Genomic DNA, 12,530 nt, shown 5'->3' on the forward strand with positions numbered 1-12,530 from the left:
ACCTTAAGGCTAGCCTTAAAGCTAGATCCTCGTCGGATACCTGCAACTCAACAAGGCGGCCCACCCCGGAGGAATACGGCGGCTTTCGCAAACTTCTGATCGAACAATTAAAGGTGCGGACGGCTAAAGCACGGCTGATGCAATCGTTCCTTGCGGCGGAACAGGTGAGTTGGCCGCAAGCAGCGCCTTATCGTTTGCAAGATCGCTTTTCGAGCGCACGACGATCGCCATCGACGTTGCGGCGTCATCGATATCGACGGCAGGTCATTCAAGGGCCAGATCCGGCATTACGGCTTCCACTTCAGGCCGCTTAGCCGAAGATCTCTTGAATCGGTGACATGTCGGCTTTCGGCGGCAAACCACAAGTAAGTTCAGCCTAGCATCTACCGCTGCTTTTGACTCCAAGCAGATGAAGCCTTGGGATGGGTATACGACTGCCGAACCCGTCGAACTTGGCCAGGGACTTGCGGGAGCACAACCACATTGTTGGTGAGCTCTTATCCAGTGTTTCTGACCGCCTCTGCCAGCATGGAGTAGAGCTGCTGCTTGCTGAATTCCTTGGGCGGCTGCCTCTGCACTGTGTTCCGCGACACCTTCCGTGCGACTGGACGGGCGCAGGCCGCCGACGAGGTCGGCCTCAGCTTCGGGCGCGGCCTTATCTTGGGCCTTGCTGTGGGCGGCTTGTGGCCGCGCTTCAAGCCCAGACGGGTCAGCATGCCGCAGACCGCGTTACGACTGCACCCGAGACGACGCGCAATCTGCGCCGCGCTCTGTCCCGCGGACCAGAGTCTGTTGAGGAGCGCTATGTCTTTCGCATCCCAGCCCATGAGAGATATTATAGCGCCGACTGCCGAACACGCCAGCCTAGTCTTCGTCCGGCTCGCGCACGACCGGCGGGTCGTCAGCGTCATCTTCCTCTTCGTCGTCCTCGTCGTCTTCATCGGGATCTCTTGGCGGCATCGCGGTGCCCATAAGCACAAGCGGTGTCCAGTAGATCGCGGTGGTGGAAAATGCTTCGAAGGTATGTTGCTTCATGTGGCTCTACTCCTCGAAAACACGCGTAGTCGCATATTCATGGCGGACGGCACGCGCGTCCAGGGCGCGACCGGTGCAAACGAGATGGGAACATCAAGTCGACGACAGGAGCAAAGGAGGCCAACCGCCACGCAAATGGCGGCGTTTTCAGCTACTTTATGCCCGAGAATTCATTCGGCTCTATGTTCACCAAAACGTCGCCGGTGGTGATTTCGGGAACTCCAAGATCGAGGTCATGTAGACTTGCTTGAACAAACGCGAGTATCTTGGCGTTCGCTGCATTGGCGCTTTCGCGATCGTCAAATATCATCACGGCGATACCAACGCCGTCGCCCGCATCCAGCACATAGTAAGATCTGAATCCGTGCGATTGCCTTAGGATCTGGCCGACGCCGCTCTTGGCGCGGCGAGCGGCGTCCGCTACCGAACGAACCTTGGTGTACTTACGAATGACCATGTACATAAGGCCACCACGCGCCACACGCCCCGACGCATCAAAGCATATCGGTCCCGGTCGGACTAGGGCCAACTTCCGAGACGAGGCCACAGTGTCCGGCTAGGCGAACCGGGCAACGCGCCTACTCCAATGAGTCCTCCTCGCCCTGCGCATGGGGCGAGGTGCTGAGGCTCAGGAGCCCTCGAACTTGAACGATACGTTGAGCTTGGCGCGATAGGCTTCGACTTTTCCCTTTTCATCCAGCTGCACATCCAGCTTGACGACCTCTGCAATGCGAAGATCTCGGAGAGATTTTGCAGCTTGCTCGACCGCATTCGCGGCGGCCTTCTCCCACGAGTCGTTGGTCGTACCGACCAGTTCAATGACCTTGTAGACGCTATCAGGCATGTCGTCCTCCTGTCCGGGATGAAGCAGGAAGCAGGTGCTCCCTGCCATTGTGAAATCTAGAAGTCGGAAAAAGGCGCTCGTAGCCCTCAGCGGAAGTATGGATATGCCCTCGTTTCGTCCGCGGCCTAATAGCACGCCCTGTTCCCGCGAGTTCCGATTTCGCGGACTGGCCAGCAGTAGTATGATGGAGGTCACTAAGCCAATTCTGAGGGAGGGAATCATGCCGAACCTGGCCTCCTCGACGAACTCCGACGTGAGAGCCGAAGTTACCGGAGCTTATGCCGCGTGGGATACGGCGTTCAACAAAGCTGACGCCAAAGGGGTCGCCACAGCGTACGTTTCAAACGCGAAAGTGTTACCACCAACGCATCAGGTTATATCGGGTCCGGAAGAAATCGAAAAATTCTTTGCTGGGCTGTTTTCAGGCGGATTCACTGATCACAAACTAACAATCATAGATGCGGGTGGAGACGAGAAGGTCGTCTACAGTACCGCAAAATGGACGGCCAACGGCAAGGGACCGGATGGGAGCCGCCAAAGTGCCGGCGGCATTGCCACCCATGTGTTCGAGCGTCAAGCGGATGGCTCACTGAAGCTGAGGTTACATACCTTCAACTGAACTCGCCGTCGTATCGCTTGGCGCCGCGCGAGGAGACGTCGCGTGGATATAGCCGAATGGCTTCGCAGTCTTGGGCTGGAGCGCTACACTCGCGCTTTCCAGGAAGCCGAAGTCACGCCTGATGTCCTGCACGACCTGACTGAAGCCGATCTGCGAGAACTCGGCTTGCCGCTCGGGCCGCGCAAGACCGTATTGAAAGCGATTCAGGCGCGCATGTCATCGATCGCTTCCGTCGCCACTGATGCTGGTGAGCCAACTGAACGTACAAGGCCGTCACTGCCCTCAGAGGCGGACCGTCGGCAGCTTACGGTCATGTTCGTCGACTTGGTCGGTTCCACCGCGCTCGCCTCAGGGCGCGACCCCGAGGAGCTGAGTGACCTCATGCAGGCCTACCACAACGCCGTGGCGGGCGAGATCGCCCGGTTCGAAGGCCACATAGCCAAGCTCCTGGGCGACGGCGTTCTCGCGTATTTCGGTTGGCCGCGGGCGCATGAAGATGAGGCGGAGCGTGCCGTCCGCGCCGGGCTTCGAGTGACCAAGGCGGTCGCCTCCCTTACCGAGCCGGGCGGTGTAGCGCTTGCCGCGCGCGTCGGCATTGCAACCGGTCTCGTCGTGGTCGGCGAACTGATAGGCGAGGGAGAGGCTCGCGAGCGCGCCGTGATCGGCGAAACCCCGAACCTGGCTGCCCGACTGCAGAGTCTGGCCGAGCCCGGTGATGTGGTGATCGCCGAGTCAACGCGCCGCCTGCTGGCCGAAGCCTTCATTTACCAGGACCTCGGCACAGTGCCGCTCAAAGGTTTCCCGGAGCCGGTGCAGGCCTGGCTTGTCAGTGGTGAGGGCGCAGCCGAGAGTCGATTCGACGCCCAGCACGGCATCGCAACGACCGCGCTCGTCGGACGAGACCAAGAACTTGCATTGCTCCTGGAGCGCTGGGAGCACGCGAAAGAGCGAGAGGGACAGATTGTCCTGCTCGGCGGCGAAGCAGGCATTGGCAAGTCCCGGCTCGTGCGGGCGCTGCGCGACCACCTCGCAGGTGCGCCGCACACGCCACTGAGCCATTTCTGTTCTCCGTTCCATACCAGCACCGCCTTGTATCCTGTCATTGGGCTCCTTGAGCGGGCAGCAGGAATACGACGGGAGGATGCTCCCGAAGAACAGCTCGATAAACTCGAGGCCATGCTCGCTCTTGCCACAAACGACGTGCATGAGAGCGCGCCGGTTCTTGCGGACCTCCTGGCAATCCCGACGGGGGAGAGATACTCGCCACTCGCACTTAGCCCACACCAGAAGAAGGAGCGAACGTTCCAGGCTCTCCTGGAGCAGATACAAGGCCTGGCGGCAAGGCAGCCGCTGCTCGCCGTCTACGAGGATGTTCACTGGGCAGACCCTACCATGCTCGAACTCCTCGACCGGGCCGTTGACGAAGTGCAGCAACTCCCGATTCTGATCATCATCACCTTCCGGCCTGAGTTCGTTCCGCGCTGGGCAGGTCATGGGCACGTGACGGCGCTCTCTTTAAGCCGACTAGGCCGCAGGCAAGGGGCGACTGTCGTTGACCGGATCACTGGCGGCAAAATACTTCCACAAGAGGTGCTTGAGCAGATTCTGGCTAAAACTGATGGCGTGCCGCTGTTTGTCGAGGAACTCACCAAGGCCGTCCTCGAATCCGGGCTGCTCAAAGACCGGGGCAGCTACTATGAGTTGATTGGTCCTTTGCCGCCCCTAGCGATCCCGACGACGCTCCAGGACTCGTTGATGGCGCGCCTCGATCGATTGGCGCCGGTAAAGGAAGTCGCCCAGATCGCGGCATGCATTGGGCGCGAATTCGGACACGAGCTTCTAAGATCGGTAACGGCGCTCGACGAACACGCGCTGCAGCGTGCTCTCAATGATCTAATGACAGCGGAACTCATATTCCGCCGTGGAGCACCTCCGGATACGGGCTACAGCTTCAAACATGCGCTGGTCCAAGACATCGCGCATGAGAGCCTCTTAAAGAGCAAGCGGCAGCAGATCCATGCTCGCATCGCTGCAGCTCTCGAGGAACATTATCCTGCCCGTGCAGAAGCTGAGCCGGAGACGATCGCTTTGCACCTCACGCAGGGGGGACTGGCGGGAAAGGCGGTCGGCTATTGGCTGCGGGCGGGCCGGATTGCCGCGGGGCGTTCCGCCAATCTCGAGGCGATCGCTCATCTCACAAGAGGGCTGGATGCACTCAAGTCGAATCCAGAAGGGCCGGAGCGCGATCGCCAGGAACTCGCCCTGCAAACGGCGATCGGAGGTCCGCTGATTGCCATTCACGGATACACGGCGCCGCAGCTTGGCACGGCCTTCAGCAGGGCCCATGCGCTCTGCTATGAACTCGATGACACGGATGCCTTGTTCGCCACCCTTAGCGGCAAGTTTGTTTTCCACTTCGTGCGAGGCGACTTTGGTACCATGCAGAGCCTTGTCGCCGAGGCCCAGCGCGCTGCCGAGCGCACCGGGGACACGGCGCTCAAACTAGCTACGCATCGTTTGGCGGCGCTCACCGCCATGCACGCCGGCGACTTTCTTACGGCGCGCTTAGAGCTCGAAGCGATCGTGAGGCGCTATCAGCCGGATACGCATCGGCCGCCACCTGTCCACTATGTACATGATCCGAAGGCCTCGGCGTTACCCTACCTGGCGATCGTGCTTTGGATACTTGGCTATTCCGAACAGGCGCAGAGGGCCAGCCGCGCGGCGTTTGAATACGCTGCGGAGTTAAATCAAACGAACCTTACGGCGCACGTGCAGGTCTATGGCGGAGCGGGGCCTGCGGAGCTGATGGGTGACGTGGCGGGTGTGCATGCGCACGCTGAAGCCATCATCGATCTCGCCGATCAGCACAGTTTGAATTATTGGCGCTTGAGCGGTCTCATCCTGCGGGGTTGGGCAATGGCCCAAGAAGGTGACGTGGAGGGCGGCTTGGCGCTCATGCGCCTCAGTCTGAACGAGAGGGCCAGGCTCGGAGCCAGTTGGTACCAGGTCCGGTACTTGTGGATGCTCGCGGCGATGCACCACCAGTTAGGTGACGACGAAAACGGGCTGGCCACCCTGGCCGAAGCGAAGGCCATCGCTGCGCGCAACGAAGAACATATGTGGGAGGCGGAGCTTGCATGCATGGAGGGCGAACTGCATCGCACTCGTGGTGCTCCAGCTGAGGAGGTCGAGAACTACTTGCAAGCTGCGCTCAAGATTGCTCAAAGCCAAAGCGCGAAATCCTTTGAATTACGTGCGGCCATGAGTCTGGCTCGGCTTTGGCGCGACCAGGGCAGGAAGGCCGACGCGAGAGGCCTCCTTGGTCCCGTCTACGGCTGGTTTACGGAAGGGTTGGAAACGTCAGACCTTCGTTCTGCCAAAGCACTCTTGGAGGAAATCGCTGAAGTTTAACGTCACGTGTTCAGCGGTGCACCGTTCGCATGGTCCGGGGCTTCCGGTGGACCGAAGCTTCTGCTGAGGCTCGCGCAATCTGGAAAACTAAATTGGTTGTTGGTGGGCACCCGGGCCCGCACTCGCGATCGTACTGGCAAGACCCAAGAGGGTGCGGCAGCGCGAGAAGCGGCAAAAAGAGCAGCTGCTGGGCAAGGGCTTTAACGAGGCAGAGCGCGTCTTCAGATCGATGCAACAAGATCACTTGGATGCGCTGATGGTATCTGATGAAAGCCGAGCATTTCACCAATCGTGCGATGATTGCCGAACTGGCGGCTGAAGCCCAAATTCCCACAATGTATGCTTATGGGGACTTCGTCCAAGTTGGCGGACTGATGGCTTATTCGATTGACCTACCGGACACCCTTTCGCCGCCTCGCCAATATCATCGATAAGGTTCGTGAAGGTACGAATCCGGGTGATATTCCGTTTTACCGGCGCCGAGGCATGTATGCTTGCACGCTCGTCAACGCGATCCCCGGCCTGAGTTGCATGGCGCCGGATGGTGCGTTCTACCTCTATGTCAATTGCGGTGGCTTGATCGGCAAGACCACGCCCGACGGCAAACGGCTCGACGCCGACGGCGACGTGGTTTTGTATTTTCTCGACAGCCCCGGCGTCGCGTTGGTTGCCGGAACGGCCTATGGACTTTCACCCTACTTCAGGCTTTCGATCGCCACCGATATTGAAACATTGACCGACGGCGTCGCGCGCATCGCGCGGGCCGTGTTCGATTTGCGCTAATACTCCACACAGGATTCGAAGCCATGCAGACGTCCGGTCTCACGAAGAATGCTTCCGCACCGCAGATATCGGCCGACATCATTACTGCGCTTCGCGACATCCCCATGGCGCTCTTGAGCGACAATATGCAGCGGAACAGCGGCTCCGTCGGGCTCGCGCCCTACCACAAGCCCGCCCGCTCGCCGGAACGGCGGTCACACACTCGAGGGGGAGACAACCTCGCAATCCTGCGCGCCTTCGAATTTTGCCGGCCGGGCGATGTCATGGTGATCGACGCGGGTGGCGACATCACGAATGCAGTGATCGGAGGTATTCTATCGTTTTACGCGGCAACGATAGGTCTTGCTGGGATGGTGATCGATGGAGCTATCCGCGACGTGGCGGAAATCCGATCAGGATGGCCTGCTCGCATTCGCGCCCGATGCGGCTCCTCGTTGATCGCGAATGCCGAGACTCAGCGTGCCCGTGAAGAAGCCACGATGCAGGCCATGCGTGACGGCCGGTGGGATCGTTCGTTCATCGTCGCATTGGAAGCGCGGTGCGCGAACTGAAGCGCCAAAGCGGAGGAAGCAGGGACCTACCGGGACGGCTTGCTGAGCAAGGAAGCCCCGGATCGAGCATGCCATGGTGAATGATCGCGTTCTCCGAATATCCCCACGTGTAAAGTACCGGGCCGGCGATTGTCGATCTCGACGGCAAGCCGCCGTCCGTTGATGCCGACCGGCATGATCGCGTCGACGAACAGGACATCAAATCCCGCCGCCCGATCCATCAATCCAAGCGCTTCGGGGCCATGATTGGATCTGGTTGGCCCTCGGTTGCTGTAGTTCGCTCAAACTGGCCCATGATGGACTGGAGCGAGAGAGGATGATCGTACCGGTAGTCATCCGCGCAGAGGATTGAATTGCTGGTCGGCATCGTGAGGTCCTCCCCAGGCGACGCGGGAGAGGTTTGTGCCCGTTAGGATCGCGGCGGCGCCTGCCGGCGTGTCGCGCCCTTGGGTTCCTGAGATGACCAGAGCGGCGTGTCCCGTTGCGCAATGCAGCTTACATGGGGACGTCAATTGCCGCGCATCTGTGTCGACGAGTCTGGATTTGTACGGGGTTCGCCAGCATGGGCGGGCCGGTGCTCACGAAGCTGGGGCATGAAAGCAACAGTCCACAACACGTTGCACTAGCGCCCCAGTGTTAATTTGCGCGATCGGGACGATTCAGGCCTGCTCTCTGCAACGAACCTAGTAGCTGTGGGGGATGACAATGACTGTCACGCGTGCGATTGGCGCTGCTGCCTTGTTTCTGATGACGCTGAGCTCCGAAGCCTATGCTGCGCGCCAGCACAGACCGGGAGAGCGGATTTCTTGCTCAGAGGTCAAATACTACGTTGGTAAGTATTCGGCGGCCCTGGCGGAGATGTATGCCCGTAACCACGGGGCCACCGGCGCCCAGATCGAGCGGGCGCGGCGTTGCTTGGCCTCGAATGAGGCTGCTGAAACAGGGCAACGCCGGTCCTATAGCGAATGAGCATGACGCAGCCTTCGTGATAAAGCGCGCTGGCCGGGGATATCCTCCAAGGTCAGGGCTGCGGTCGCAGCTGACGATCGAAGTTAGCTGATTGCCTTGCACGGCAGATAGGCGTTCCGACTAGTGACGACGCGAGCGCGCGATTGCACTCTCGCACGCGAGGCCGCTCCGCAGTCATGGCCTCCTCCGCTCATCGCATGCTGGTTCCCAATCATCGGTGCCGGGGCATATCCTCTTGTCGCTCCGATTCGGTGCCAAAGGCTGTCGCAGCAATTGCACGCTCGACCTCGGAAGCCAAGACGCTCAGATGATCGGCAAGCCTCGCGAACAACTCTCGCTTTTGCAGGTCGGTGGCCAGATCGCTGATCGATTTGCAGTCGGCTGCGTCTTTGAGGAGGTTCTCGAGCTGCTCCTGCATGTCTCTCATCGTCTGTGTGCCCCAGAGGCACCCTCTGCTTCATTCAGTTGAATTGATTGAGGCGTACTTGAGCTCCCGTCGATCCATCTCCGAACGTAGCGGTTCAGCATAGGTGCGCAGATTGTCACCAACAACGCGGGAGCGTCCGCCATTCGCGCGATCAGGCAACACTTGTCGCCGCACGCTTTCCCAAAGAGACAATAAGGTCTGATCATTCGTTTGAAAAGTTCATCCACAGACCCCCAGTACATGGCGCGCCGATAGTACCGCGTACCTCATGAGCGGGATTGTTCGGTCGCGGACATTGCTGTGGAGAAGCCAGGCGCCCGTTGCACATTGGCCACATCGTCCATGTCCGGGATAACGGTTGATCACGCCGAAAGGCGCGATGGTTTGCGGCATCTCCCGTTTCAGTTACTGCGTCGGCAGAACCAAAGCGCGAGATCGGGCTGCATTCATAGAGAAGATCCCCTCGATTTCGAGACGCATGGTATCGTGGCATTCGCACGCCACCGCTGCGAGCCGCGATGGGTCAATCTCGATTTCTCCTCGCCGTTCAGATCTGATCGCTCCGGAAGCGCGCAGGTTGCGCATCAGGAGCGTCACTGTCGTCCGTCGCACACCCAGTATTTGCGAAAGCGCCTCTTGGGTGAGTGCAAGGACGTCGTGGTCGGCGCGATCGCGAAGATGGAGCAGCCAGCGTGCCATGCGGGCTTGGGCCGGATGCAGCGCATTGCAGGCGCCGCCGATTTGTAGCTGTATCAGCATCGCTTTGAAATGAATCTGGACTGCGTGGCGGATCGCGGGGCTTCGGCTAAAGGCGGCGTGGAATCGCGATGCAGGGATCCGCGAGGCGATGCCCGCGGCACGAACGACGGCGGTAACGGCCGAAGGGGACGGCCCTAGCACGGAAAGAGTGCCTACTGCTCCCTCGCGCCCTATTGCGGCGCTGGCGACCGTCTGTCCGTTGGCCATGTCGATCATCACAGAAATGGCGCCACTATGAGGAAAGAGGACGTGCTCGGTCTGGTCACCCGCCTGCGAGACGACCGCATCCCGATCGAGCGCTACCATCTCTAGCTCGGGCGCCAGCAGATCGAGGTCCGCCGCCGGTAGTGTTGCCAGAAGTCGGTTGCCAATTTCGCCGGGAAGCGTCACTGCGGCCTACCTCGAACGATCCGCCGCATCGCATTTCGAGCGTCATAGGGCGGCCAACTCGAACTTTGTTTGAATCCGCCTACGCCTCGCGCCCCGAAGTCCAATTCAGCTGCGGAAGCTCTCAATCTCAAAAGAAAAACTCCAACCACACGCGCCTCGGAGGCGAAATTGTTGTCTCTGATTGAGGAGTTAGGTGCCAGCGCCCCGCTGCACAATTGCGAAATGCGCATGGGTAATACCATAGGGAGTTCCACTTTCCGGGACGCGGCAAACGCCGCGGCGATCTCGCAAGTGTGGGGCTCGGCTTGACCTGGAAGCTCAACAGCTACGTGATGAAGCCCGGTCATTTCCGCCAGGACAAACGAGACAGTATGCTTAGGAAGGCCCGGCAGAACGAAATCACGTCTCAGATAACCGAGTGGCTGACCTTGCCAAGATGGCAGCCACCGAAATAGGGCGCCTCCTTTGGCGGCATGAGTGGCGGCTCAAACGAGCATCCACATCGTAAACGCGGCGCAGAGGCAGATCGTGCCCACGACAGTCATTCCGGCAAAGAAGCGCTCGGTTCGATCCATGTCGATCATCTTCCAGATCGATCCACGCCCATAAACGTTTAAAGCTGCACGCTGGCTCCTGCTTGCGCGCATCGTAATCTGTCAGAGCTTACGTCCCATTAGACGGTGTGAGCGCACTGCGAACTGGCATTCCAGCAAATTCGATCTGAGGGACTTCGAAACCAACTGAACCAGCTGTTGTTAACCGCGATCTGCAAGCCCGCACCGAGCAAGCTCTTGACCCTGAGTACGGCACCGCTCGTTGCGTGTGTCGGGCTCTTAGTGTCCACGTTGCAGTCACTGACAGCCCTCGGAGGCTCGCGCAATAGCGGTCGTGTTGATCAATTTGCATCGGTCGTCGAGCAGGTTCGTAGTCCAATGCGGCGAGACAAAGGAAGGACCAAACGTCGGAGTGATGAAAAGCTAACCATAATCGAAGAAGGATCGCTCAAAAGTTCACTGCTGCTGGTGCGAACCTTATTGCATGCCTGCGCAGAGCGCAGGGGGACGACGCTCTGGCGCTGACATTCGACATTGCACTCAGCTAGCGGCAAAAGTCAGACTAATGCGCTGTCATAAAACCAGTCAAACACCGGGCTTGTCATTTCAATCTGCGAGACTTTAACTCTGACACTCGGAAATAACAGGTTTGTGAAAAACAAGCCAAAGGGGGTCCGCAGTGGAGAAGGTGCGACGCTTACGCGCGATGGGTTCGCTGTGTCGTCAACAAGCCGCGTACAATGGCATGAATAAATGGAAGCTCCTCGCGGAAGCAGAATACTGGGAGCACTTGGCTGAGCTTGAGCTGTCGTCCCATTTCCAAGAATGCAACGCCGCTTGTACAAATGAAAGAACAGAGCCTCAAGCACGCACAGAGGCGAATGACTACTCGCGCCGGGAGACGATTGCCCCCGAAGCAACGGCGACCACGAATGACGCGCAGTGTGCGCTTATGCCCCTATGAGCAAGATCCTCGTCGCGACAATCGAAATGTGGGTTGGTCCAGCGCGCCGGTGTCGGCGACCTTACTCTTCTGGCCTATATGTCGCGATTTTGCGCGCGCCTTCCCAAAGCTCGACGTCTTGGCCGTTAACGAGCTGCTTGGCTCGTTCGCTCGCCGTTGGTTCGTCGGCGCAATCAAGTTCAAGGCGAAGCTGTATGTGGCCGTCCGATCCAAGAATGTAGGCTCGATACTCCGGCATGAGTTTGCTCCAAAACATTAGTTCCGAAGCTGAAACCGGAGAAAGTTACAATAACATCAAGAAGCTGTCCATTTAATTAGGACGATACTCCCATCAGTTCCCAACGGATCACTGCTCTGGACATACTCAAGAGCGCCACCGCCGCTGAGGAAGTACACGCTCGGATTCACGCAACCCTGAATATTAGCTGCATTCGTTACACGTCATGGGCGACTGATTTAATCTGTTTAACTTATTTAAATGCTGATAAGGGCCTGGCGCCGCGCCGGTCCGAACGTCCATGACGTGGATGTCATGCCTACGACAGAAGATGACGATCGACGTGAATTTTTGAAGACCTGCGGTAGATTTGCGGGCGTGACGCCGCCCGCCATGACCTTGCTTCTATCGACCTCACTCACGTCAAACGCCATCGCTGCGTCTGGGGCAAAAGGTGTGAACGGAGGTGGGGCAGAGCACCATCACCATGAGCACCACCACGAACACCATCATCATGACCGGGACGACGATTGGTTGATGAGGGAAGAGGCCCGTCAGTCTCGATTACTCATCATGCGTGGCGCTACTGCAGTTTCTGGTTGTTGGCTACTTCTCGCGCCAAACTAAGCTCAAGCTCAGTGAGCTTTTCGATCAAGTGCTCCACGATCTCCGCGCAGTCCGAATGCGTCAGCGAATGCACTCCGCGCGATGTCAGTTGGTTCTTGAGGATAGTCGCCATCATGGCTTTGACGCTCATGGACCGGCCTCGTCTGAAAAATCGGAACGTCACAAAATCAATCTGAAGTAGGCGTTGAATATGGACGACACGCAACAGCAAGAAGTTTGTTCAACCTCCGTACAAGTACGGGCGGCGCTCGCGCTATGTTGCGTTGCGAAGCACGAGCCGTTGCACCAAAGCGGCGCTTCGCTGCGGATTCCGGGGATTGCGGCCAGGGATTCCGATTGAACGCGACCATGCATTCCGATCGAAGGCGGCCACCTGT

General features: G+C 58.9%; 13 protein-coding genes. 6 read left to right on the forward strand and 7 right to left on the reverse strand.

Translation table 11 applies throughout. The features are described from left to right. On the forward strand, positions 1–314 hold a 314-nt coding region (locus AC0L30_RS41530), incomplete at its 5' end, for a hypothetical protein (RefSeq protein WP_473406676.1). Between the two features lie 183 nt (positions 315–497). Here the strand turns inward: AC0L30_RS41530 and AC0L30_RS41535 are convergent. The 4 genes from AC0L30_RS41535 to AC0L30_RS41550 form a co-directional block, all read right to left on the reverse strand. Beyond that, entirely contained in the window at positions 498–941 is a 444-nt protein-coding gene (locus AC0L30_RS41535; protein WP_354171121.1) for a GcrA family cell cycle regulator, read from the reverse strand. Next, on the reverse strand, positions 865–1,035 hold the full coding sequence (locus AC0L30_RS41540; protein WP_007592749.1) for a hypothetical protein: 171 nt from the start codon (positions 1,033–1,035) through the stop codon (positions 865–867). Before AC0L30_RS41540 ends, AC0L30_RS41535 begins: the two co-directional genes overlap by 77 nt. 151 nt (positions 1,036–1,186) lie before the next feature. Continuing rightward, entirely contained in the window at positions 1,187–1,498 is a 312-nt protein-coding gene (locus tag AC0L30_RS41545; RefSeq protein ID WP_219680055.1) for a hypothetical protein, read from the reverse strand. 165 nt (positions 1,499–1,663) lie between these two features. Further along, entirely contained in the window at positions 1,664–1,879 is a 216-nt protein-coding gene (locus tag AC0L30_RS41550) for a dodecin family protein (RefSeq protein WP_473406677.1), read from the reverse strand. Positions 1,880–2,099: 220 nt separating this feature from the next. On the opposite strand from AC0L30_RS41550, the gene AC0L30_RS41555 reads away from it, so the two are divergent. The 5 genes from AC0L30_RS41555 to AC0L30_RS41575 all read left to right on the forward strand — a co-directional run bounded on the left by AC0L30_RS41555 (position 2,100) and on the right by AC0L30_RS41575 (position 8,215). Beyond that, the gene (locus tag AC0L30_RS41555) at positions 2,100–2,498 is read left to right on the forward strand and encodes a YybH family protein (RefSeq protein WP_246648595.1); all 399 of its coding nucleotides are present in this window, start codon (positions 2,100–2,102) and stop codon (positions 2,496–2,498) included. A 42-nt stretch (positions 2,499–2,540) separates the two neighbouring features. Then, the gene (locus AC0L30_RS41560; RefSeq protein ID WP_473406678.1) at positions 2,541–5,912 is read left to right on the forward strand and encodes an adenylate/guanylate cyclase domain-containing protein; all 3,372 of its coding nucleotides are present in this window, start codon (positions 2,541–2,543) and stop codon (positions 5,910–5,912) included. Positions 5,913–6,299: 387 nt separating this feature from the next. Further along, complete coding sequence (locus AC0L30_RS41565; protein ID WP_473406679.1) at positions 6,300–6,695, forward strand: aminotransferase class I/II-fold pyridoxal phosphate-dependent enzyme; 396 nt, start codon at positions 6,300–6,302, stop codon at positions 6,693–6,695. A gap of 23 nt (positions 6,696–6,718) precedes the next feature. Continuing rightward, positions 6,719–7,246 (forward strand): RraA family protein, encoded by a 528-nt coding sequence (locus tag AC0L30_RS41570; RefSeq protein ID WP_473406680.1) that lies wholly within the window; start codon positions 6,719–6,721, stop codon positions 7,244–7,246. A gap of 705 nt (positions 7,247–7,951) precedes the next feature. Next, complete coding sequence (locus tag AC0L30_RS41575; protein WP_473365654.1) at positions 7,952–8,215, forward strand: hypothetical protein; 264 nt, start codon at positions 7,952–7,954, stop codon at positions 8,213–8,215. 211 nt (positions 8,216–8,426) lie between these two features. Here AC0L30_RS41575 and AC0L30_RS41580 read toward each other — a convergent pair whose 3' ends face one another. The 3 genes from AC0L30_RS41580 to AC0L30_RS41590 all read right to left on the reverse strand — a co-directional run bounded on the left by AC0L30_RS41580 (position 8,427) and on the right by AC0L30_RS41590 (position 12,283). Then, positions 8,427–8,633 (reverse strand): hypothetical protein, encoded by a 207-nt coding sequence (locus AC0L30_RS41580; protein ID WP_473406681.1) that lies wholly within the window; start codon positions 8,631–8,633, stop codon positions 8,427–8,429. 414 nt (positions 8,634–9,047) lie between these two features. Continuing rightward, positions 9,048–9,791, reverse strand: coding sequence for a Crp/Fnr family transcriptional regulator (locus AC0L30_RS41585; RefSeq protein ID WP_473406682.1), 744 nt, complete (start codon positions 9,789–9,791; stop codon positions 9,048–9,050). Between the two features lie 2,318 nt (positions 9,792–12,109). After that, positions 12,110–12,283: a hypothetical protein gene (locus AC0L30_RS41590; RefSeq protein ID WP_162847274.1), complete on the reverse strand. Its 174-nt coding sequence runs from the start codon at positions 12,281–12,283 to the stop codon at positions 12,110–12,112. Positions 12,284–12,530 lie beyond the last annotated feature (247 nt).

This window comes from Bradyrhizobium sp. MI1.11, from assembly GCF_055811255.1.

What these genes read in the sequence shown, in the direction of transcription:
- AC0L30_RS41575 (WP_473365654.1), top strand. Translation starts at nt 7,952, where the DNA reads ATGACTGTCACGCGTGCGATTGGCGCTGCTGCCTTGTTTCTGATGACG.
- AC0L30_RS41555 (WP_246648595.1), top strand. Translation starts at nt 2,100, where the DNA reads ATGCCGAACCTGGCCTCCTCGACGAACTCCGACGTGAGAGCCGAAGTT.
- AC0L30_RS41545 (WP_219680055.1), bottom strand. Translation starts at nt 1,498, where the DNA reads ATGTACATGGTCATTCGTAAGTACACCAAGGTTCGTTCGGTAGCGGAC.
- AC0L30_RS41550 (WP_473406677.1), bottom strand. Translation starts at nt 1,879, where the DNA reads ATGCCTGATAGCGTCTACAAGGTCATTGAACTGGTCGGTACGACCAAC.
- AC0L30_RS41590 (WP_162847274.1), bottom strand. Translation starts at nt 12,283, where the DNA reads ATGAGCGTCAAAGCCATGATGGCGACTATCCTCAAGAACCAACTGACA.
- AC0L30_RS41535 (WP_354171121.1), bottom strand. Translation starts at nt 941, where the DNA reads ATGAAGACGACGAGGACGACGAAGAGGAAGATGACGCTGACGACCCGC.
- AC0L30_RS41540 (WP_007592749.1), bottom strand. Translation starts at nt 1,035, where the DNA reads ATGAAGCAACATACCTTCGAAGCATTTTCCACCACCGCGATCTACTGG.
- AC0L30_RS41570 (WP_473406680.1), top strand. Translation starts at nt 6,719, where the DNA reads ATGCAGACGTCCGGTCTCACGAAGAATGCTTCCGCACCGCAGATATCG.
- AC0L30_RS41580 (WP_473406681.1), bottom strand. Translation starts at nt 8,633, where the DNA reads ATGCAGGAGCAGCTCGAGAACCTCCTCAAAGACGCAGCCGACTGCAAA.